This is a genomic window from Microbacterium sp. W4I4 (assembly GCF_030816235.1).
In the GTDB taxonomy this organism is placed as follows: domain Bacteria; phylum Actinomycetota; class Actinomycetes; order Actinomycetales; family Microbacteriaceae; genus Microbacterium.
The window spans coordinates 2,544,990-2,564,163 of the sequence record NZ_JAUSXT010000001.1 but is presented as its reverse complement, the minus strand read 5'-3'; the positions used below and the strand labels follow the sequence as shown (position 1 = coordinate 2,564,163).

The following is a 19,174-nucleotide window of genomic DNA, read 5'->3' as shown; positions in this document are numbered from 1 at the left end:
ACACATGGTCTCGGTCGCACTGCACCAGCTGCGCAAGTCGTTCGCGCGTTCGGGCACCGTCGTGGACGGCATCGATCTGACGGTCGCCGACGGGGAGTTCTTCACTCTGCTCGGTCCGTCGGGTTGCGGCAAGTCGACGACGCTGCGCATAATCGCCGGCTTCGAGGAGCCCGACAGCGGCACGATCCACTTCGACGATCGCGACGTGACGTACGCGCCGGCGAGCAAGCGCGACGTGGGTCTGGTCTTCCAGAACTACGCGCTGTTCCCGCACATGTCCGTCACGCGCAACGTCGGATTCGGACTCGACGTGCGCAAGGTGCAGAAGGCCGAGGCCGAGCGTCGCATCCGCGACGTGCTGGCACAGGTGGGACTCGCCGCTCAGGCGGGCGCCCGCGTCGACGAGCTCTCGGGCGGGCAGCAGCAGCGTGTCGCGCTCGCCCGAGCGCTCGTCTTCCGCCCCCAGCTGCTCCTGCTGGACGAACCGATGTCGAACCTCGACGCGAAGCTGCGTCTGGAGATGCGCGGCGCGCTGCGCGATCTGCACGCCGAGACAGGCATCACCTCGGTCTACGTCACGCACGACCAGGCCGAGGCTCTGGCGATGTCCACTCGCATCGCCGTCATGAACACCGCGGTGGTGCACCAGGTGGGCACGCCCGATGAGGTGTACAGCCACCCGCGCACCGCGTTCGTCGCGGGGTTCCTCGGCCGCAACAACCTGCTCGACGCCACCGTGCGCCGGGTGGACGGCGGGCGCGCGGTGCTCGACCTCGCAGACGGCAGCACGCTGCACGTGCGCACCGAGAACGCCGCACCCGATGTCTCCTTCGCATCCGGATCCGCGCTGGTCGCGACCGTCCGCGCGGAGAACGTCCGCCCGGCGACGGACGGCGAGGTGGCGAACGTCGTCTCGGGAATCGTGGTCGACGTCGATTTCATCGGCTACTCGCTCTCCTGCGAACTGGACACCTCGATCGGCCGCATCAAGGTCGATCTGACGGGCACGCACGCCCGGCCCGAACGGGGCGACCCCCTGCGCGTGGTCCTGCCGGAGGAGTCCGCCTACTGCGTCCCGGCGGAGCAGTGATGACCACGCTGACCAACGCGCAGCGGGTCACCGGCCCGTCCAAGCGCCCACCGTGGATCCGCCGCCGCTGGTCCACCGTCCTCACCCTCGTCCTGCTGGGCGTGGTGCTGCTCGGCTACGTGATCGGTCCCATGATCGCGACCGCGCGCCGCAGCATCTCCCAGGACAAGGCGGCAGTGCTCGGGTTCTCGTTCAAGGCGTGGAGCGACTTCTTCGCCAATCCGACCCAGACCTCCGCCATCGGCGGCTCGATCGTGCTGTCGCTGCTCTCGGTGCTGGTGGCCGGGCTGCTCGGCACCGCCGTCGCCATCCTGCTCACGCGCTGGGACTTCCCCGGCCGTCGGATCTGCCAGGTGCTCGCCCTGCTGCCGATCGCCCTGCCGCCGCTGATGGGCGTGTGGTCGTTCAAGCTGCTGTTCGGCGTCGGCGGGCGCATCCCGTTCGCGATGCAGGAGTGGTTCGGCTTCGACCAGCAGACATTCTGGCTGCAGGGCCTGGCCGGCGTGCTGATCGTGCACGCCATGACGATGTACCCCTACTTCTTCCTCACGGTATCGGCCGCGCTGGCCAACGCCGACTCCTCCCTGGAGGAGGCGGCCGAGTCGATGGGTGCGAGCACGGGGCGCGTCTGGCGCAAGGTCGTGCTCCCGATGCTGACCCCCGCTCTCGTCGCCGGCTCGCTCATCACCTTCATGTCGGCGATGTCCTCGTACACGGCGCCGCTGCTGTTCCAGTACACGGATGTGATGACGCAGCAGATCGTGATCGCCAAGACCAATGGCGACATGCGGCTGGCCTCCATCATCTCCACCACCCTCGCGATCATCTCGATCGTGTTCCTCGCGATCATCCGCTCGTACGAGCAGCGCAAGGTGTACCGCACCCAGTCCAAGGGCGGTGGCCGCAAGCGCTCCACCGTCACCTCGACACCGCTGAAGGTGCTGCTGGTCATCATCGCCGTGCCGACGACCCTCTTCCTGGTGCTGCCCATCGTGATGATCGCGGTGCTGTCGTTCACCGCGAAGGGCGGATGGCTGCGCAGCGTGCTGCCCACCGGCTACACCCTGGAATGGTGGGCGCAGCTGTTCGAGGGTGCGGACTTCTGGCGTCCGGTGACCAACTCGCTGCTGATGAGCCTGATCGCGGTCGGAGGCGCCATGATCCTCGGCGCCGGTGCGGCGTACGTGATGAGCCGCATGCACTTCCGCGGCAAGCTCGTCCTCGACATCGCGATCATGCTTCCCTGGGCGCTGCCGGGCACGGTCGTGGCGATCAACCTGATCACCGCGTTCTCCAGCCCCTCGCCGTTCGCCTTCGGCCAGGTGCTCGTCGGCACCTTCGCGATCCTGCCGCTGGCGTACTTCGTGCGATTCAACCCGCTCATCTTCCGTTCGACGTTCGCGTCGTTCTCTCAGCTGGATCCGAATCTCGAGGATGCCGCGCGCAGCCTCGGCGCGAGCTGGTGGTACGCGTTCCGCAAGGTGGTGCTCCCGCTCGTCTCCCGCGGCATCATGGCCGGCGCACTGCTGGCCTTCGTCGACGGCGTGGGCGAGTTCGTCGCCAGCATCCTGATCTACACCCCCGCCTGGGTTCCGCTGTCGATCGCCATCAACAACGAGAACTATCAGGGCAACATCGGCACGGGTTCGGTCTACGGCATGATCCAGGTGCTCCTGGTGCTCGGCGTGCTGATCATCACCCGCCGGATGGAGGCGAAGCAAGGCACCGCAGTCACGCTCTGAACCGCACTCCCCGCAGACTTCCGCGCCCGCCCGGCGGGCAACACCCTGCCATACCCCTGAAAGAGAAGAAGAAATGAACCGCGACGAGATCATCCAGCGTGACGGAGAGTCTTTCCCCGGCGAGAGCTACACCACCGCCGTGCTGCGTCCTGCCTACGACCAGGCGAAGCGGATGCTGCTGCCGTCGATGATCCAGATCCACCGCGCGCATCTGGTGATGCTGCACGATGCGGGGATCCTCAGCGACACGGATGCCGCCGCCATCGCGCGCTCCATCGACGGACTCGACCTCGACGCGCTCGCGGCGAGCGAGTACACCGGCCAGTTCGAGGACCTCTTCTTCACGGTCGAGCACGAGATGATGCGCATCGGCGGCGAGGTGACGGGAAGCCTGCACACCGCGCGCAGCCGCAACGACATGGGCATGGCCCTGTACCGGATGGTGATGCGCCGCCAGCTGCTGCGGGTGCTGGATGCCGCGGGCGAACTGTACGAGACCCTGGTCCGTCTGGGCGCCGAGCACGCCGACACCCTGTCGCTCGAGCACACGCACACCCAACCCGCTCAGCCGTCGACGCTCGGGCACCGCTTCCTCGCGATCGCGGACGTGCTGGGCCGCGACATCCGCCGCGTGCAGCAGGCGTACGAGAGCCTCGACTACTCGCCCATGGGCGGCGCAGCCCTGACGGGCACCGGCTTCGCGATCGACCGCGACCACATGGCCAGGCTGCTGGGCTTCCGCGGGCTGGTGGAGAACTCCTATGACGCGGTCGCCGCGACCGACTACATCGCGCACTCCGCGATCGCCCTGCAGCTCATGGCGATCGACACCGGTCGCAGCTGCGTCGACTTCCTCACCTGGTGCACGGCCGAGTTCGGCCTGTACCGCGTGGCGGCCCCCTACGTGCAGATCTCGTCGATCATGCCCCAGAAGCGCAACCCCGTCTCCCTCGAGCACTCCCGCTCGCTGCTTTCCGCCGCCTCGGCGAGTGCGGCGACGGTGCTCACGATGATGCACAACACCCCCTTCGGGGACATCGTCGACACCGAGGACGATCTGCAGCCGTACGCGTGGCGCGCCGTCGACACCCTGACCGACGTGCTGCACCTGCTCACGGGAGTGCTCGGCACCCTCCAGGTGAACACCGACGTGATGCGCGAGCGCGCCCTGGCATCCTTCGCGAACGCGACCGAGCTGGCCGACACACTCGTCCGCGACGGCGGGCTCACGTTCACGCAGGCGCACACGGTCGTGTCGCGCGTGGTGCGCGAAGCGGATGCCGCGGGCATCGTCGACGTGCGCACCATCGACCCCGAGCGCGTGCACGAGATCACGACGGAGGTCGCTGGCCGCGACGTCTCGCTGACCCCGGCCGACTTCGCGCGCGCCCTGGATGCGGACAACTTCGTCGCGGTGCGCACGTCGACGGGCGGCGCGGCCCCCGCGGAGGTGGCGCGGATGGCATCCGCCCGGGTAGCGGTCGTGGAGGAGTTTCGCACCTGGCGGGACGACGCGCGCGCTCACCTGGACACCGTCGCGGACGACCTGGTCGCGGCGACCGCCGCGCTCGCGTGACGTCGCCGGAGGATGCTGCGGTGAACGTCCTCGGAATCGACTTCGGCGGCACGAAGGTCGCTCTCCGCGCCGAGGCCGCAGGCGGCTCCGCCCTCGAGGAGCGGCTGCGCATCGGCGCCGACGAATCCGCGACGAGCGTGCTCTCGCGCGCCTTCGACGCTGCTCGAAGGCTGGTCGACAGCGTCGGGGTCCTGGATGCCGTGGGCATATCCACTCCGGGCGTGGTCCTCGACGACAGGGTGGATCTCGCACCGAACGTGATCGGATGGTCGGAGCTAGATCTCGGCGCACGACTGCGCTCGGAGTTCGGGGTGAGCGCCCTGGCGATCTCGAACGACGTCAAGGCCGCCGCCCTCGCGGAGTGCCGGGAGGGCGCCCTCCGCGGCTCGTCGGTGGCCCTCTACGTCAATCTCGGCACCGGCATCGCCATCGCGCCCATCATCGACGGCGAGGTGCTCCACGGCGCCCACGGCGCTGCCGGCGAGGTCGGCTACGGCATCGTCGGACCGGTTTCCGACTGGAGCGCGTCCTCGCCGACCCTGGAGGAGTTCGCGGGCGGGCGCGGTCTGAGCAGACGGGTCGCCGCCGACGACGGCATCTCGGCGACGGATGCTGCCGGGCTCGTCTCCGAGGCCGGGCACTCCGAACCCGCCAGCCGGATGTGGTTGGAGGCGGTGGACGAGATCGCGCGGCACCTCGCGACCGCGATCCTGACGATCGATCCCGCCCGCATCGCCATCGGCGGCGGGATGATCCGCGCCGGGGACGCGCTGCTGCAGCCGCTGCGCGCGCGACTCGCGGAGGCTCTGCCCTATCCGCCGGAGCTGGTGCTCTCGGAGTTCGGTCCTGATGCCTCGCTCCGCGGAGCGGTGATCCTGGCGCGCACCGCGCGCTGAGCGGCGTGGCAGCCGGCCGATCGGGACTTAATTTCCGTCGTTGACGGCCGGCGCCTCGGCCGATGGAATGGGGACACCACTTAATTCTGACCGGAAACTAAGTGCTTCTCCTCCCCTCTCATCGACGGCACGGAGGGCGACACCGCTGTGCTCTCCGCGCGAAAGGCTGGTCCACGATGGACGATCGACGAACCCTCTCCGAACTCTCCCTGACCCGACGGAACCTGTTCAAGGCGGGTGGCGCCTTCGGCGTCGCGGCCGCCGTGGTGGGTGCACCGGCGATGGGACTGACGGCAGCCGAACAGGCACTCGCGGCACCCGGCGGTGCCGTGAAGCTCAACGTGCTCTTCATCGGCGCGCACCCGGATGACGAGGCCGGGAACCTCGGCGTCTTCGGCCAGTGGAACGAGTTCCTCGGCATGAAGGCCGGCGTCATCACCGTCACCCGCGGGGAGGGCGGCGGCAACGCGGTCGGTCTCGAGGAGGGCCCGCCGCTGGGCATGATGCGCGAGGCCGAGGAGCGCACCGCGGTCGGATACGCCGGCATCGAGAACGTCTTCAACCTCGACGGACTGGACTTCTACTACACGGCGAGCGCTCCGCTGTCGCACCAGGTGTGGGACGGCGACGCCGTGCTCGGCCGGATCGTCCGAGTCGTTCGCGCCACCCGGCCGGATGTCATCGTCACGATGAACCCGTCCGCCGTCGAGGGCAATCACGGCAACCACCAGCAGGCGGCGATGTTCGCGGTCGAGGCATACCTCGCCGCCGGCGACCCGCAGCGCTACCCGGAGCACTTCGCGGAGGGTTTCCAGACCTGGCAGCCGCGCCGGATCCTCCGATCGGGCGGCAACGGCACGGGCGCCGCGGGCGAGCAGGGCGTTGCCGCCGGTTACACCCCGACTGTGGCATCCGATGTGGTGTTCGGATGCTGGAACGGCACCGTGAGCGGCCGTCACGGCGTGCGCTGGTCGGAGATGCTCGACCGCGCCCGCTGGGCGTACGTCACCCAGGGATGGGCGGAGTTCGCCCCGGGAACCAAGGACCCCGCGCGGATCTCCAACTCCTGGTTCACGGTCATCCACTCGCGCACGCCGATCGTCGACCCCCGCTCCGGCGGCGACGCCGCCCTGCGCGGCGCTGCACTGCCGATCGAAGGCGGCCTCCCCTTCGGCACGCTCATCGACGTGCGGCCCGGCCGTTTCGAGGTCGTCGCGGGCGAGAGCGTCGCCGTCGAGGTGACCGTGACGGCACCCTCGGGGGCGAAGCTTCCCGCCGGAAACCTGACCCTCTCGGTCCCCTCCGGTTGGTCGTCGGGTGGTGCGGTGTCGATCCCCGCTCTGAACGCGGGCCGTTCGCGCACCGAGACCTTCCAGGTCACTGCAGCCGCGGATGCCGCAACAGGATCCCAGGTGCGCGTGGAGGCCACTCTCGCAGCAGGCTCCGCCACCGGCACCACATTCGCGCAACTGCGCGTGGCAGGAGCGGTCGAGGCCACCATCCGTCCGCTCGAGGAGATCCAGGCGTTCCGCGCGTGGACGGCGAAGCTCGACGTCAAGCACCTCGACGTGCTGGTTCCGGAGCTCTTCGCCATCGGGCAGGGACGCACCCGCACGCTCGAGATCGTGGTCGAGAACTTCTCGGCGCAGAGCCGCTCCGGCTCGGTGTCGCTGACGCTTCCCGCGGGCTTCACCGCCACCCCGGCGCAGAAGTCCTACTCCGGCCTCGCCGCGGGTGAGACCACGACCGTCAGCTTCGAGGTGACGAACGTCGACACCTCGATCCCCACCGCCAACCGCGCACCGAACAAGGGCAGCTGGCCCGTCACGGTCATCGCGACGAGCGAGGCGGGCAGCGCTGAGCGCGCCGTGACGATGAACCTCCTGCCGACCTTCGCCGTGCAGCGGACCGCATCAGCGCCGACCATCGACGGCATCCGACGTGATGACGAGTACCCCGGCGACCCGATCCCGGTCGACACGATCTGGGACGGCAGCCCGATGGGCGGCACGAACCCGTCGATCAGCGCGAAGACGTGGATCACGCACGACGACGCGAACTTCTACCTGTTCCTGTCGGTCGTCGACGACATCCGGGGCACGATCCTGCCGGCATCCGATAACAAGCGTCAGCGGCGCACCGACGCGGTGGAGATCTACATCGACCCGCGTGGAACGGCCGGGAACACGGCGCAGACGTTCATCGCCGGCATCATGCCGTCGATGGACTCCATGACGGGCGATCCCGGCGTGGGCCGCGACCGCGACAACTGGCAGGGCGAAGCGGCGGTGACGGCCCCCGGCATGCAGGTGAAGGTGAAGATGGCCTCGACTGCGGCCGAGTACGCCGGTTACGACATGGAGGTGAAGATCCCGTTCGCGGTGCTGCCGGACAACCTCGACCCCCAGCACGTCGGCTTCAACGTGGTGGTCAACGACTCCGACACGCAGAACAAGGCCGCGCAGCAGCGAGTGGGCTGGTCGACGTTCCCGGGCATGCGGGCCGATCCCTGGCGCTGGGGCATCATCACGCTGGACGGCATCCAGGATGCCGGTTCCAGCCCGAAGAAGCCGACCCTGCCCGACACCGCGGCACGATCCGTGACCTCGCCGCAGTCGATCCTGCAGTCGGCCGGTGACCAGGTGCCGCTGGGCGGGTTCTCCCCGACCAGCCACCCGCTGAAGGTGCTGAAGTCGTCGATCTCGGCGGGCTTCGTCACCCTGAAGCTGCAGACGCCGCAGGCCGGAGTCGCACGGGTCTACCTGTGGGACGGCGCACAGGCCGTCGGCAGCGCCGAGGTCACCCTGCCGGCCGGAGCATCCGACGTGCGGTTCTCGGCACGGACGGCCGCGACCGGAGGCGGCACCAGTCTCACCGGCACGAAGGCATCGCCCGTGATCGCGGTGTCCTTCGAGTCGGATGGCGGTGTGTACGCGGCGAAGGCTCCGCTGGGTGGTCGTTCGGTCTGACCCTCTCCGTGACAGAAGGCGCCGTCTCCCCTGCGGGAGGCGGCGTCTTGTGTCGCGGGGCGGGGTCTTCCACTTCGGGGGCCGACACGCCAGATGCGGGCCGTTCTCCGCGAATCGGTCCGACATCTGGCGTGTCGGCCCCCAGAACGTATCGGCGGGGGTGACGTCGACGGTCAATCGACCAGCAGCGCGGGCTCCTCCAGGATCGACGCGACATCCGCGACGAAGCGGCTCATGCCGTCGCCGTCCACGACGCGGTGGTCGAACGAGCCGGCGACCGTGGTCACCCAGCGCGGGCGCACCTCGCCGTCGACGACCCAGGGCTTCTGCGCGATCGTGCCCATGGCGATGATCCCGGCCTCGCCGGGGTTGATGATCGGGGTGCCGGCGTCCATCCCGAACACGCCGATGTTGGTGATCGTGATCGTGCCGCCCTGCTGGTCGGCGGGGCTGGTCTTCCCCTCGCGGGCAGTGACGGTCAGGCGGTTCAGCGCGCGGGCCAGGTCCTTCATCCCGAGGTCCTGCGCGTCCTTGATGTTCGGCACCAGCAGGCCGCGCGGCGTCGCCGCGGCGATCCCGAGGTTCACATAGTGGCGCACGGCGATCTCGGCGCCGTTCTCGGTGTCGACCCAGGCGGCGTTCACCATCGGCGTGCGTCGGGCCGCCCAGATCACGGCGCGCGCCATGATCAGCAGCGGTGAGACGCGGATGTCGGCGAAGTCGGGCGAGGCCTTGAGTCGCTTGACGAGTTCCATCGTGCGGGTGGCGTCGATCTCCTTCCACACGGTCACGTGCGGGGCGGAGTAGGCGCTGCGCACCATCGCCGAACTGGTCGCCTTGCGGACGCCCTTGACCGGGATGGACTCCGTGCGCTCAGGGTTTGAGACCGGCTGGCTGCCGCGGGACAGGCCGCTCGGAGCGGATGCCGGCCCTTCGTCTCGCTGCGCTCGCTCAGGAACCGGGAGAGTCTCGTCGCGCACGGCGCCCCACTCCGGCGTCTCGATGTTGCGGAATACGCTGGCCTGCTCGGCGTGCGCGACCACGTCATCGCGGGTGACCTCGCCGTCGGCGCCGGTCGCCGTGACCTCGGTCAACTCCACGCCCAGGTCGCGGGCCAGCTTGCGGATCGGCGGCTTGGCGATCACGCCCACCGAGGAGCGCACCTGACGCTCGGCCGGACGCTTGCGGCGCGAAGTGGCGCCACCGCCTGTTCCGTAGCCGACCAGCACCGAGCCGCCGCCCTCTTCCGCGGCGGGTGCCGCCGGGGCGGAGGCCGCAGGCGCAGCATCCGCACTCAGAATCGTGATGATCGGTGCCCCGACCTCGACCGTGACGCCCTCGGCGACGAGGATCTCGCCGACGATGCCGGCGTGCGGCGAGGGCAGCTCGACGAGCGACTTGGCCGTCTCGATCTCGCAGATGACGTCGTTGATCGCGACGGTGTCGCCCGGCGCGACCTTCCAGGTGACGATCTCGGCCTCGGTGAGGCCCTCGCCGACGTCGGGAAGGGTGAAGGTCTGAGTGGTCATGGCGATGTCCGATTCAGTATGCGAGCGAGCGGTCGACGGCTTCCAGGATGCGGTCCGCATCCGGAAGGTAGGCGCCTTCGAGCTTGGCGGGAGGGAAGGGCACGTCGAAGCCCGAGACGCGCAGCACGGGGGCCTCGAGCGCGTAGAAGGCGCGCTCCATGACGGTGGCGGCGATCTCGCCGCCCACGCTGGTGTTGCCGGGGGCCTCCTGCGCGTAGACCATCCGCCCGGTGGAGCGCACCGAGTCGAGGATGGGTCCGTAGTCCACCGGCGACAGCGAGCGCACGTCGACGACCTCGCAGCTGGTGCCCTCGGCCTCGGCGAGCGCGGCGGCCTGCAGCAGGGTCGTGACCATGGCGCCGTGGCCGACGAGGGTCACGTCGGTGCCGCGGCGGACGACGCGCGAGGCGTGCAGCGGGGCGGCGGATGCCTCGAGCTCGACCTCGCCCTTGGGCCAGTACCGGCTCTTGGGCTCGAGGAAGATCACGGGATCGTTCGACGCGATGGCCTCCTGGATCATCCAGTAGGCGTCGTTCGGCGTCGATGGCGACACCACCCGCAGGCCCGGGGTGTGCGCGAAGTACGCCTCGGGGCTCTCCTGGTGGTGCTCGACGGCGCCGATGTGGCCGCCGTAGGGGATGCGGATGACGATCGGCATCGACAGCGCACCCTCGTGGCGGTTCGTCATCTTCGCAAGCTGCGAGGTGATCTGGTCGAAGGCCGGGAAGACGAACCCGTCGAACTGGATCTCGCACACCGGCCGGAAACCCGCCATGGCCAGGCCGATCGCGGTGCCGACGATGCCTGACTCGGCGAGCGGGGTGTCCAGCACGCGCTTGTCTCCGAACTCGGCCTGCAGGCCCTCGGTGACGCGGAACACACCGCCGAGCTGTCCGATGTCCTCGCCCATCATCAGCACGCGGGGGTCATCCTGCATGGCCTTGCGGAGCCCTGCGTTGAGCGCCTTCGACAGCGGCATCGTCTCGAGAGTCATGCGCGGTCTCCTTCGAACGAGGCCTCGTAGTCGTCGAGCCAGGCTCGCTGTTCGTCGACGAGCGGATGCTGCTCGCTGTACACGTGGTCGAACATCAGGTTCCGGGGCGGGGCGGTGAGCTCCACGGTGCGCGCGCGCAAGTCTTCGGCAGCATCCACCGCCTCGGCCTGGATGTCGGCGAAGAGGGCGTCGGATGCTCCCCTGCCGCGCAGGTACGCCTCCATGCGCGCGATCGGGTCGCGCAGCGCCCAGGACTGCTCCTCGTCGGAGCCGCGGTACTTGGTCGGGTCGTCGCTCGTGGTGTGCGCACCCATCCGGTACGTGACCGCCTCGATCGCGCGGGGTCCGGCACCGCCGCGCGCCTCGTCGAGCAGGGTGCGCGAGACGGCGTAGCTGGCGAGCACGTCGTTGCCGTCGACGCGGACGCTCGGGATGCCGTAGCCGGCGCCGCGGCCGACCAGCGGCACCTTCGACTGGGTCGCAACCGGCACCGAGATGGCCCAGTGGTTGTTCTGCAGGAAGAAGACGACGGGGGCGTTGTAGCTGGCGGCGAAGACCATCGCCTCGTGCACGTCGCCCTGACTGGAGGCGCCGTCGCCGTAGTAGACGACCACGGCCTCGTCGCGGTCGACGTCACCCGAGCCGGTCCTGCCGTCGAAGGCGAGTCCCATGGCGTATCCGGCGGCGTGCAGGGTCTGCGAGGCCAGCACCAGCGTGTAGATGCGGGTGTTGCCGTTCTTCGGGTCGGTGGGGTCCCAGCCGCCGTGCGAGGTGCCGCGCATGACCTTGATGATGTCGAGCGGGTCGACGCCGCGGATGCGGGTGACAGCGTGCTCGCGGTAGGAGGGGAACAGCGTGTCCTGGGTGCGGGCGGCGCGGGCCGAGCCGACCTGCGCGGCCTCCTGGCCGCGGCTCGGCGGCCACAGCGCCAGTTGGCCCTGGCGCTGCAGGTTGGTGGCCTGCGTGTCGATCGCGCGGATGACCACCATGTCGCGGTGGAACTCCTCCAGCTCGCTGTCTGCGAGCGCGTCGATCAGGGGCAGATACTGCTCGGCTGCCGCCGAGGGAGCAAATGATCCATCTGCTTCCAGGATGCGGACGAGGGGTGTCTCGGTCGAAGTCACGGCTCCACGCTACCCACGCCCGCATGCCACGTCACGCATAGTTCGGGGGCCCTAGTACCTGCTCGGAATGCGGACTTCCGGGCTGGGCTCAGCGGCCGTGGGCCTGCGCGAGGCGCTCCAGGGCGTCTTCAACGGCACGGCGCGGGGCTGCGAGGTTCATCCGCTCGAAGCCCTCGCCCTCGGGCCCGAACATGGCGCCCTCGTCGAAGAACACCAGGGCTTCCTGCTGATGCAGGCGCTCCAGTTCCTCGTGCGACAGGCCCAGCGCGCGGAAGTCCATCCACTGCAGGTAGGTGCCCTCCAGGTCGTGGACGACGACCTCCGGCATCCGCTCGGCGAGAAACGAGCGCACCAGTTCGTGGTTGCCGTGCACCAGGTCGATGAGCCCGTCGAGCCAGCCGCCGGCCTTCGTGTACGCCAGGCGGCAGGCCTGGAAGCCCAGCGCGTTCAGCGTGAAGAAGCCGGTGCGGGCCTGCTCCGCCGCGTACTTCTCGCGCAGACCCTCGTCGCTGATGACGATGTTGCTCGTCGCCATGCCGGCGAGGTTGAACGTCTTGCTGGGCGCGGTGCAGACGATGGTGCGTGCGGCGGCGTCCTCGTTCAGGGTCGAGAACACGGTGTGCTGGATGCCGGGCATCAGCAGATCGAAGTGGATCTCGTCGCTGATCACCGTGAGGTCGTTGTCGCGCGCGATGCGCCAGATCGCCTCGAGCTCGTCGCGGTCCCAGACCCGGCCGGTGGGGTTGTGGGGGCTGCAGAACAGCAGCGCGGTGGTGCGCGGGTCGGCGGCCTTCTCGGCGAGGTCGTCGAGGTCTATCAGCCAGCGTCCGTCGCGCAGGACGAGCGGGTTGCGCACGACCACCCGGTCGTTGCCCTCGATGGCCCCGAAGAACGGGTAGTACGCCGGCGTCTGCACGATCACACCGTCGCCGGGTGCGGTGACGGCACGGACGGCGGTGTTGAACGCCGGCACCACGCCGGGTGCCAGCAGGATGTGCTCGCGGTCGACGGTCCAGCCGTGTCTGGTCTGGAACCATCCGGTCACGGCATCCCAGTAGTCATCCGTGGCCATGGTGTAGCCGAGCACCGCGTCCTGCAGGTGCTCGTGCAGGCCGTCGATGATCTCGGGGGCGAGCTTGAGGTCGAGGTCGGCTACCGAGAACGGCGAGATGCCGGCCGGCACCTCGGGGTTCGCGGTGCGCATGTGCTCCCACTTGGCCGCGCCCGTGCCGGTGCGGTCGACGGTGGTCTCGAAGTCGTACGCGGTCATGCGCCGATCTCCTTCGCGACGGCGAGGACCCGGTCGATCGATTCCTCTTCACCCACGGAGATGCGGATGCCGTCGCCGGAGAACGGTCGTACGATCAGGTCGGCGGACACGAAGGCCGCTGCTGCGGCATCCGTGCGCTCACCGGTGGGCAGCCAGATGAAGTTGGCCTGCGCGTCGGGCACGTCCCAGCCCTGTGCGCGCAGTCCCTCGACCAGGCTCGTGCGGCGCTCGACGATGACGGCGACGCGGGCGAGCAGTTCGTCCTCGGCATCCAGGCTCGCGATCGCGGCGCGCTCCGCGGCGCTGGTGACCGACAGCGGGATGCCGGTGGTGCGGGCGGCGTCGAGCACACTCGGGTGCCCGATCGCGTAGCCGACGCGGAGTCCGGCGAGGCCGTAGGCCTTGGAGAAGGTGCGCAGCACGACCACGTTCGGATGCTGCTCGAAGATGCGCTCCGACAGTCCGTCGACGGCGTCCGGCGCGGTGACGAACTCGGCGTACGCCTCGTCGAGGATGATCAGCACGTCCTGCGGCACGCGGGCGACGAAGGCCGCGAACTCGGCGCTCGTGACGATCGGGCCGGTCGGGTTGTTGGGCGTGCAGACGATGATCACGCGGGTGCGGTCGGTGACGGCATCCGCCATCGCGTCGAGGTCGTGCCGCGCGCCGGGCGCGAGGGGCACCTGGATGCCGGTGGCGCCGGCGACCAGCGGGAGGCTGGGGTACGCCTCGAACGAACGCCAGGCGTAGATGACCTCATCGCCCACGGTCGAGGTGCCGAGCACCAGCTGGTGCAGGATCGAGACGCTGCCGGAGGCGACGTGCACGGCATCCGCGTCGACGTCGTAGCGCTCGCCCAGGCGGGCGCGCAGCGCGCCGGCCGTGGCATCCGGATAGCGGTTGATCGGAGCCGTGTGCGTCAGCGCCTCGAGTACCGAGGGAAGCGGCTCGAAGGGGTTCTCGTTGCTGGAGAGCTTGAAGGCGTCCGCACCGGCCTGCTTTCCCTGCCGGTACGGCGGCAGAGCAGCGATCTCGGGGCGGATGCGGGGCAGCGTTGGCTCGGTCACGGATTCAGTCTATGAGTCGTGCAGGACCGCGGACTGGTACCATTCTGGTATGGCTATGACGGTGCGGATTCCTGCGGACCTCGACGCGAAGCTCGAGGAGATCGCCCGCGCCCGCCACACCTCCAAGCATGCGGTGATCATCGAGGCCGCGGAGCGGTTCGCCAGCAGTGAGTCGAAGACCGCCAAGGTGCTGACGATCGCCGATGGCATCGTCGAGCGCTATGCGGACGTGTTGAAGCGTCTCGAAGACGCCTGATGGTCGAATACCTCGAAGCCGAGCAAGCGATGGCAGTGGTCGCAAGACTTGGGTTCCATGTGCGCGATCAAGGGCTGCTGCTCTCGGCTCTGGCTCGGCCGTCAGCGGGAATGTTCGGCGCGGACGCGTATCCGAGCATCGAGCAGAAGGCGGCAGCGCTGCTGAGCTCGCTGTCGCAGAACCACGCGCTGTTCGATGGCAACAAGCGCCTATCCCTTCTGCTCACGTTCATCTTCCTGGAGCTGAACGGCTTCGAGTTGACGTTCACCGACGACGACGCCTTCGAGTTGGTGCTTACCGCAGCGCAGAGCATGAGGACCGTCGATGAGCTCGCCGCGGTGATCGCGGCGGGCATCCACCCGGCGAACTGACTGCGGAACTGTCGCATTTTCTGCGACAACCTCCCGGGGCCCGTGCGAGACTGTCGGGACTATGCGCTTCATCATCCGCGTCGTCATCAACGCCTTCGCCATCTGGGTCGTCACGCTGATTCCCGTGCTCGGGGTCGCCGTCCGGCCGTTCGCGCCCGGTGAGACCCTGCAACTGGTGCTGACCCTGCTGGTGGTCGCCGCCATCTTCGCCGTGGTGAATTCGATCATCGGCACGATCATCAAGATCGTCGCGTTCCCGCTCTACATCCTCACGCTGGGACTCATCTCCTTCATCATCAACGGCTTCCTGCTGTGGCTGACCGCCTGGATCACCAGCGGCTTCGGCTGGGGTCTGAGCGTCGAATCGTTCTGGTGGGGCGTGGTCGCCGCGATCGTCATCTCGATCATCAACGCCGTGCTCGGCGCGATCCTGCGCCCGCAGGAGAAGAAGAAGCGGCGCTGATCCGGAGCGTGCTCACTCCCGCGTGGCGACGAACTCCATCCGCTCGACCTTCGCTGCCTGCACGAGCTCGCCGTAGAAGTCGCGGTTGAAGGCGATGACACGCGGATCGCCGGATCGGCCCGCCAGGTCGATGGTCTTCACATACGCCTCGAAGTCGTGCGGATCGAACGGATTGTCATCCCGGTCCGGTTCCCTGATCACCTCGAAGCTCTCCGGCGACCCCGTGCCGCCCTCCGCACCACCCGTGGCCAGATTCGAGACCGGGTCGCCGACGTGCCGGATGTCGACCAGGGTCTGATCGGCCGAGAGCGACGGCTGGACCGGATCGCCCGCGACGATCACCGTGCGGGTCTCGTAGGGACTGTCCATCGCGACGAACGATGCGATCTCGGCTCCCTGCGAGTAGCCCACGAGGTCCACCTGATCGCCGGGCAGGGCCCCTGCGCTCTCCAGAGCCTGCAGCACGGCCTGCTGCGACGCCGCCCGCTCGCGTTCCAGATACATGTCGATGTTCGACCCCATGTCCCAGGGCTCCGAGGTGCCCGCCTTCATGGTGCGGGTGCCGTCCATGTAGGCGAGGAATCGGGTGCTGCCGTCCTTCATCGTGAACTTCTCGATCGCCACCTGGCCCACGCCGAGATAGGGAACGCGGCTGAGCGTCTCGGTCAGATTCACGGGCGCCGCCGTCCGGACCCTCGAGATCTGCTGCACGGTCACCCGCGGCGCTGTGCCCTGCAATGTCGTACTGAACGGGAGGAGGCCGTAGCCGCGCCGAGCGGCCTCGGCCGTCCCGATGCTCATCGCCGTCTCGATCGGCTTCGCGACGAGCAGCCCGCCGACGGCCGTCCCCGCACCTCGGAGAGCGGGCGGCACGAACACCGCGCTCAGGGCTCCCAGCAGTCCGCCCGCCGCGCCCAGCCTGGCATCCAGCGGCTGGTCCACGGGGCGGTCGGCGCGCTCCCTCGCCCACCGGGACTCCGTCGACACCACCGACTCCGCCACCCCCGGCATCGACAGGAGCTCATCGATCCGAGACTGCAGAGCCGCGGCATCGGCGCTGTCGATCCCTCGGGCCTCCTGCTCTGCACGCAGCTCGACCACCTCGAACGTGTCGGCCATCAGCACGACGCCCTCCGACGCCTTGTCGAGCCGATGGCCCAGTTGGTCCAGACGCCCGATGCACGCCGAGATTCCGGCATCCCCCACCCCCTGCTGCACCTCCGGCGCTCCAGCCAGCTCGCTCCGGGCGCGCGCCAGGTGATCCCTCGCGTCACCGAGACGCCTTGAGGCGTCGCCCAGCTTCACGGCGATATCGCGCAGCGACGACGAGTCCACCGCGATCGCACCGCCCGAGGTGATGGTGATGTCATCGCTCATGCACTGATCCCCCGCTCGACCTCGGCATGCGCCCCTCTCACCTCGGACAGCTCGTGCGCGATCGCCGCGTGCAGCTCGTCCAGCGCTTCGCGCAGCGTCCGCGCACTGACCCCCTCGTTGCGCCACTGCGATTCAGCACTCAATGCACCAGCCAGCGCGGCGGCGCCCATGAGGGCGTCCTCGGCCGCATCGAGCTGACGCATCGCCAGGAGGGCCGACCAGATCTGGCCGGATGTCGAGGACTCGGCCGCGGTGATCGTGTACATGCCTCCAGCGTGCGCCGCGCTCGGCATCCGCTCCGGCCTGAATACCGGTCATTGTGGACAACTGATCTCGAAAGACGATTGGGGACGGAAGTGGATACCGGCACAATGGGTTCTGTGACCCGCCCGGATCCCTTCCGCGTCGTCTTCGTCTGCACCGGCAACATCTGCCGCTCTCCCATGGCCGAAGTCGTGCTTCGCGCGCTCGCGGAGGAGCACGGTCTGGGCGCACGGGTCGTATCCCGCAGCGCGGGAACCGGTGACTGGCACCTCGGCGAGCGCGCCGACGATCGCACCCTGGAGTCGCTGGAGCGTCACGGCTACGACGGGTCGCAGCACAGGGCGAAGCAGTTCAGCGCGGCCACCTTCGCCGACAACGACCTGATCGTCGCCCTGGATCGCACGCACGAGCGCATCCTGCGCGCCTGGGCCCGCACCGAGGACGACGAGGGCAAGGTCACGCTGCTGCGGGCGTTCGATCCGCACGCCTCGAGCATGGACGTGCCCGACCCGTACTATGCGGGCCCGGCGATGTTCGATTCGGTGCTGACTATGATTGAGACCGCGACGCGCGGCCTGTTCTCGCAGCTCGAGCCCGCCGTGCGCGCCCCCCGTCCCACGCTCCGCGCGATGCGGCGCCCCGAGCAGGAGGATCTCCCCTGACTACTCTGCCTTCCCTTCCGGTCCAGCCGCTCAGCCCCCTCGACGGCCGCTACCGCGCCTCCGTCTCGGGCCTCGCCGACTTCCTCTCCGAGGCAGGGCTCAACCGCGCCCGCGTCGAGGTCGAGGTGGAATGGCTGATCGCCCTCACCGACCGGTCGCTGTTCGAGACATCGCCGCTGTCGGATGCCGACAAGGAGCGTCTGCGCGCCCTGTACCGCGACTTCGGTCAGGCCGAGATCGACTGGCTCGCCGACAAGGAGGCGGTCACCCGTCACGATGTGAAGGCCGTCGAGTACCTGGTGCGCGACCGTCTGGCGAGCCTCGGCCTGGACGCCATCGCCGAGCTGACGCACTTCGCATGCACGAGCGAGGACATCAACTCCGCCTCGTACGCCCTGACCGTCAAGCGCGCCGTCGAGGGCGTGTGGCTGCCGGCGCTGGACGGCGTCATCGCCAAGCTGCGCGATCTGGCCGTGGAGCACGCGGATGCCGCGATGCTGTCCCGCACGCACGGGCAGCCGGCCACCCCGTCGACGATGGGCAAGGAGATCGCGGTCTTCGCGTGGCGCCTGGAGCGCGTGCGCGGACGCATCGCGGCATCCGACTACCTGGCGAAGTTCTCCGGCGCGACCGGCACCTGGTCGGCGCATCTGTCGGCCGAGCCGGACGCGGACTGGCCGCAGATCTCCCGCGAGTACATCGAGGGTCTCGGCATCGACTTCAACCTGCTCACCACGCAGATCGAGTCGCACGACTGGCAGGTCGAGCTGTACGACCATGTCCGTCACGCCGGCGGCATCCTGCACAATCTCGCGACCGACATCTGGACGTACATCTCGCTGGGCTACTTCGCGCAGATCCCCGTGGCGGGGGCGACCGGCTCGTCCACCATGCCGCACAAGATCAACCCGATCCGCTTCGAGAACGCCGAAGCGAACCTCGAGCTGTCCGGCGCCCTGCTGAACTCGCTGTCGCAGACCCTGGTCACCTCGCGCATGCAGCGCGACCTGACCGACTCGACCACGCAGCGCAACATCGGCGTCGCGTTCGGGCACTCGCTGCTCGCGCTCGACAACCTGCGCCGCGGGCTGGATGCCATCTCGCTGTCGCGCGACGTGCTGCTGGACGACCTGGACCACAACTGGGAGGTCCTCGCCGAGGCCATCCAGACCGTCATCCGCGCCGAGGTCGTCGCCGGCCGCTCCACGATCACCGACCCGTACGCGCTGCTGAAGGACCTCACCCGCGGGCACCGCGTCGGTGCGGCGGAGCTGGCGACCTTCGTCGAGGGTCTGGAGATCGGGGATGCCGCGAAGCAGCGCCTGCTGGCCCTGACCCCGGCCACCTACACCGGCATCGCCGAGCAGCTCGCGCGCTGAGGTCCGGGCGCTGCTGCGCCCGCTCTCGCAGAGATGGAAAGTGCGGGTCTGAGCGCCCGTGAGCCGACGGTTTCCATCCGCCGGCTCGGCGCTGAGATGGAAAACGTCGGTGGGACTCACCCCGGACCGACGTTCTCCATCTCTG

General features: G+C 69.1%; 17 protein-coding genes. 10 read left to right on the top strand and 7 right to left on the bottom strand.

What is annotated here, in order from left to right; genetic code table 11:
- Positions 1-4: 4 nt before the first annotated feature.
- From QF046_RS12110 to QF046_RS12090, 5 genes are all read left to right on the top strand, one after another.
- Complete coding sequence (locus QF046_RS12110; protein ID WP_307370108.1) at positions 5-1,090, top strand: ABC transporter ATP-binding protein; 1,086 nt, start codon at positions 5-7, stop codon at positions 1,088-1,090.
- Entirely contained in the window at positions 1,090-2,832 is a 1,743-nt protein-coding gene (locus QF046_RS12105) for an iron ABC transporter permease (protein WP_307370107.1), read from the top strand. The genes QF046_RS12110 and QF046_RS12105 overlap by 1 nt, the downstream gene beginning before the upstream one ends.
- 73 nt (positions 2,833-2,905) lie before the next feature.
- Positions 2,906-4,408, top strand: a complete 1,503-nt coding sequence (gene argH / locus QF046_RS12100; protein ID WP_307370105.1) for an argininosuccinate lyase — start codon at positions 2,906-2,908, stop codon at positions 4,406-4,408.
- A gap of 20 nt (positions 4,409-4,428) precedes the next feature.
- Positions 4,429-5,304, top strand: a complete 876-nt coding sequence (locus QF046_RS12095) for an ROK family protein (protein ID WP_307370104.1) — start codon at positions 4,429-4,431, stop codon at positions 5,302-5,304.
- Between the two features lie 176 nt (positions 5,305-5,480).
- On the top strand, positions 5,481-8,273 hold the full coding sequence (locus QF046_RS12090) for a PIG-L family deacetylase (RefSeq protein ID WP_307370102.1): 2,793 nt from the start codon (positions 5,481-5,483) through the stop codon (positions 8,271-8,273).
- A gap of 173 nt (positions 8,274-8,446) precedes the next feature.
- Here QF046_RS12090 and QF046_RS12085 read toward each other — a convergent pair whose 3' ends face one another.
- The 5 genes from QF046_RS12085 to QF046_RS12065 all read right to left on the bottom strand — a co-directional run bounded on the left by QF046_RS12085 (position 8,447) and on the right by QF046_RS12065 (position 14,257).
- The gene (locus QF046_RS12085) at positions 8,447-9,802 is read right to left on the bottom strand and encodes a dihydrolipoamide acetyltransferase family protein (protein ID WP_307370100.1); all 1,356 of its coding nucleotides are present in this window, start codon (positions 9,800-9,802) and stop codon (positions 8,447-8,449) included.
- 13 nt (positions 9,803-9,815) lie between these two features.
- Positions 9,816-10,796: an alpha-ketoacid dehydrogenase subunit beta gene (locus QF046_RS12080; RefSeq protein ID WP_307370098.1), complete on the bottom strand. Its 981-nt coding sequence runs from the start codon at positions 10,794-10,796 to the stop codon at positions 9,816-9,818.
- Positions 10,793-11,920: a thiamine pyrophosphate-dependent dehydrogenase E1 component subunit alpha gene (locus QF046_RS12075; RefSeq protein WP_307370096.1), complete on the bottom strand. Its 1,128-nt coding sequence runs from the start codon at positions 11,918-11,920 to the stop codon at positions 10,793-10,795. Before QF046_RS12075 ends, QF046_RS12080 begins: the two co-directional genes overlap by 4 nt.
- Positions 11,921-12,008: 88 nt before the next feature.
- On the bottom strand, positions 12,009-13,190 hold the full coding sequence (locus QF046_RS12070; protein WP_307370094.1) for a MalY/PatB family protein: 1,182 nt from the start codon (positions 13,188-13,190) through the stop codon (positions 12,009-12,011).
- Complete coding sequence (locus tag QF046_RS12065) at positions 13,187-14,257, bottom strand: histidinol-phosphate transaminase (protein ID WP_307370092.1); 1,071 nt, start codon at positions 14,255-14,257, stop codon at positions 13,187-13,189. Before QF046_RS12065 ends, QF046_RS12070 begins: the two co-directional genes overlap by 4 nt.
- Before the next feature lie 49 nt (positions 14,258-14,306).
- Here QF046_RS12065 and QF046_RS12060 point away from each other — a divergent pair, with 49 nt between their 5' ends.
- The 3 genes from QF046_RS12060 to QF046_RS12050 all read left to right on the top strand — a co-directional run bounded on the left by QF046_RS12060 (position 14,307) and on the right by QF046_RS12050 (position 15,347).
- Positions 14,307-14,513 carry a ribbon-helix-helix protein, CopG family gene (locus tag QF046_RS12060; protein ID WP_307370090.1) on the top strand — a complete coding sequence of 69 codons (207 nt, stop codon included), beginning with the start codon at positions 14,307-14,309 and terminating at the stop codon, positions 14,511-14,513.
- Positions 14,513-14,884, top strand: coding sequence for a type II toxin-antitoxin system death-on-curing family toxin (locus tag QF046_RS12055; protein WP_307370088.1), 372 nt, complete (start codon positions 14,513-14,515; stop codon positions 14,882-14,884). Before QF046_RS12060 ends, QF046_RS12055 begins: the two co-directional genes overlap by 1 nt.
- Before the next feature lie 61 nt (positions 14,885-14,945).
- A complete protein-coding gene (locus QF046_RS12050; protein WP_307370085.1) occupies positions 14,946-15,347 on the top strand; it encodes a phage holin family protein in 402 nt (133 codons plus the stop codon).
- Positions 15,348-15,359: 12 nt separating this feature from the next.
- On the opposite strand, the gene QF046_RS12045 is transcribed toward QF046_RS12050, so the two are convergent.
- The gene (locus tag QF046_RS12045; protein WP_307370084.1) at positions 15,360-16,724 is read right to left on the bottom strand and encodes a hypothetical protein; all 1,365 of its coding nucleotides are present in this window, start codon (positions 16,722-16,724) and stop codon (positions 15,360-15,362) included.
- Positions 16,721-16,990, bottom strand: coding sequence for a hypothetical protein (locus QF046_RS12040; protein ID WP_307370083.1), 270 nt, complete (start codon positions 16,988-16,990; stop codon positions 16,721-16,723). The genes QF046_RS12045 and QF046_RS12040 overlap by 4 nt, the downstream gene beginning before the upstream one ends.
- Positions 16,991-17,095: 105 nt before the next feature.
- On the opposite strand from QF046_RS12040, the gene QF046_RS12035 reads away from it, so the two are divergent.
- Together QF046_RS12035 and purB are read left to right on the top strand one after the other, a co-directional pair.
- Complete coding sequence (locus tag QF046_RS12035) at positions 17,096-17,650, top strand: low molecular weight protein-tyrosine-phosphatase (RefSeq protein WP_307370080.1); 555 nt, start codon at positions 17,096-17,098, stop codon at positions 17,648-17,650.
- Between the two features lie 5 nt (positions 17,651-17,655).
- Positions 17,656-19,029, top strand: a complete 1,374-nt coding sequence (purB, locus tag QF046_RS12030) for an adenylosuccinate lyase (RefSeq protein WP_307372828.1) — start codon at positions 17,656-17,658, stop codon at positions 19,027-19,029.
- The last annotated feature ends 145 nt before the right edge of the window (positions 19,030-19,174 follow it).

What these genes read in the sequence shown, in the direction of transcription:
- QF046_RS12055 (WP_307370088.1), top strand. Translation starts at nt 14,513, where the DNA reads ATGGTCGAATACCTCGAAGCCGAGCAAGCGATGGCAGTGGTCGCAAGA.
- QF046_RS12060 (WP_307370090.1), top strand. Translation starts at nt 14,307, where the DNA reads ATGGCTATGACGGTGCGGATTCCTGCGGACCTCGACGCGAAGCTCGAG.
- QF046_RS12045 (WP_307370084.1), bottom strand. Translation starts at nt 16,724, where the DNA reads ATGAGCGATGACATCACCATCACCTCGGGCGGTGCGATCGCGGTGGAC.
- QF046_RS12040 (WP_307370083.1), bottom strand. Translation starts at nt 16,990, where the DNA reads ATGTACACGATCACCGCGGCCGAGTCCTCGACATCCGGCCAGATCTGG.
- QF046_RS12050 (WP_307370085.1), top strand. Translation starts at nt 14,946, where the DNA reads ATGCGCTTCATCATCCGCGTCGTCATCAACGCCTTCGCCATCTGGGTC.
- QF046_RS12090 (WP_307370102.1), top strand. Translation starts at nt 5,481, where the DNA reads ATGGACGATCGACGAACCCTCTCCGAACTCTCCCTGACCCGACGGAAC.
- QF046_RS12035 (WP_307370080.1), top strand. Translation starts at nt 17,096, where the DNA reads ATGGGTTCTGTGACCCGCCCGGATCCCTTCCGCGTCGTCTTCGTCTGC.
- QF046_RS12110 (WP_307370108.1), top strand. Translation starts at nt 5, where the DNA reads ATGGTCTCGGTCGCACTGCACCAGCTGCGCAAGTCGTTCGCGCGTTCG.
- argH (WP_307370105.1), top strand. Translation starts at nt 2,906, where the DNA reads ATGAACCGCGACGAGATCATCCAGCGTGACGGAGAGTCTTTCCCCGGC.
- QF046_RS12105 (WP_307370107.1), top strand. Translation starts at nt 1,090, where the DNA reads ATGACCACGCTGACCAACGCGCAGCGGGTCACCGGCCCGTCCAAGCGC.
- QF046_RS12070 (WP_307370094.1), bottom strand. Translation starts at nt 13,190, where the DNA reads ATGACCGCGTACGACTTCGAGACCACCGTCGACCGCACCGGCACGGGC.
- QF046_RS12085 (WP_307370100.1), bottom strand. Translation starts at nt 9,802, where the DNA reads ATGACCACTCAGACCTTCACCCTTCCCGACGTCGGCGAGGGCCTCACC.
- QF046_RS12080 (WP_307370098.1), bottom strand. Translation starts at nt 10,796, where the DNA reads ATGACTCTCGAGACGATGCCGCTGTCGAAGGCGCTCAACGCAGGGCTC.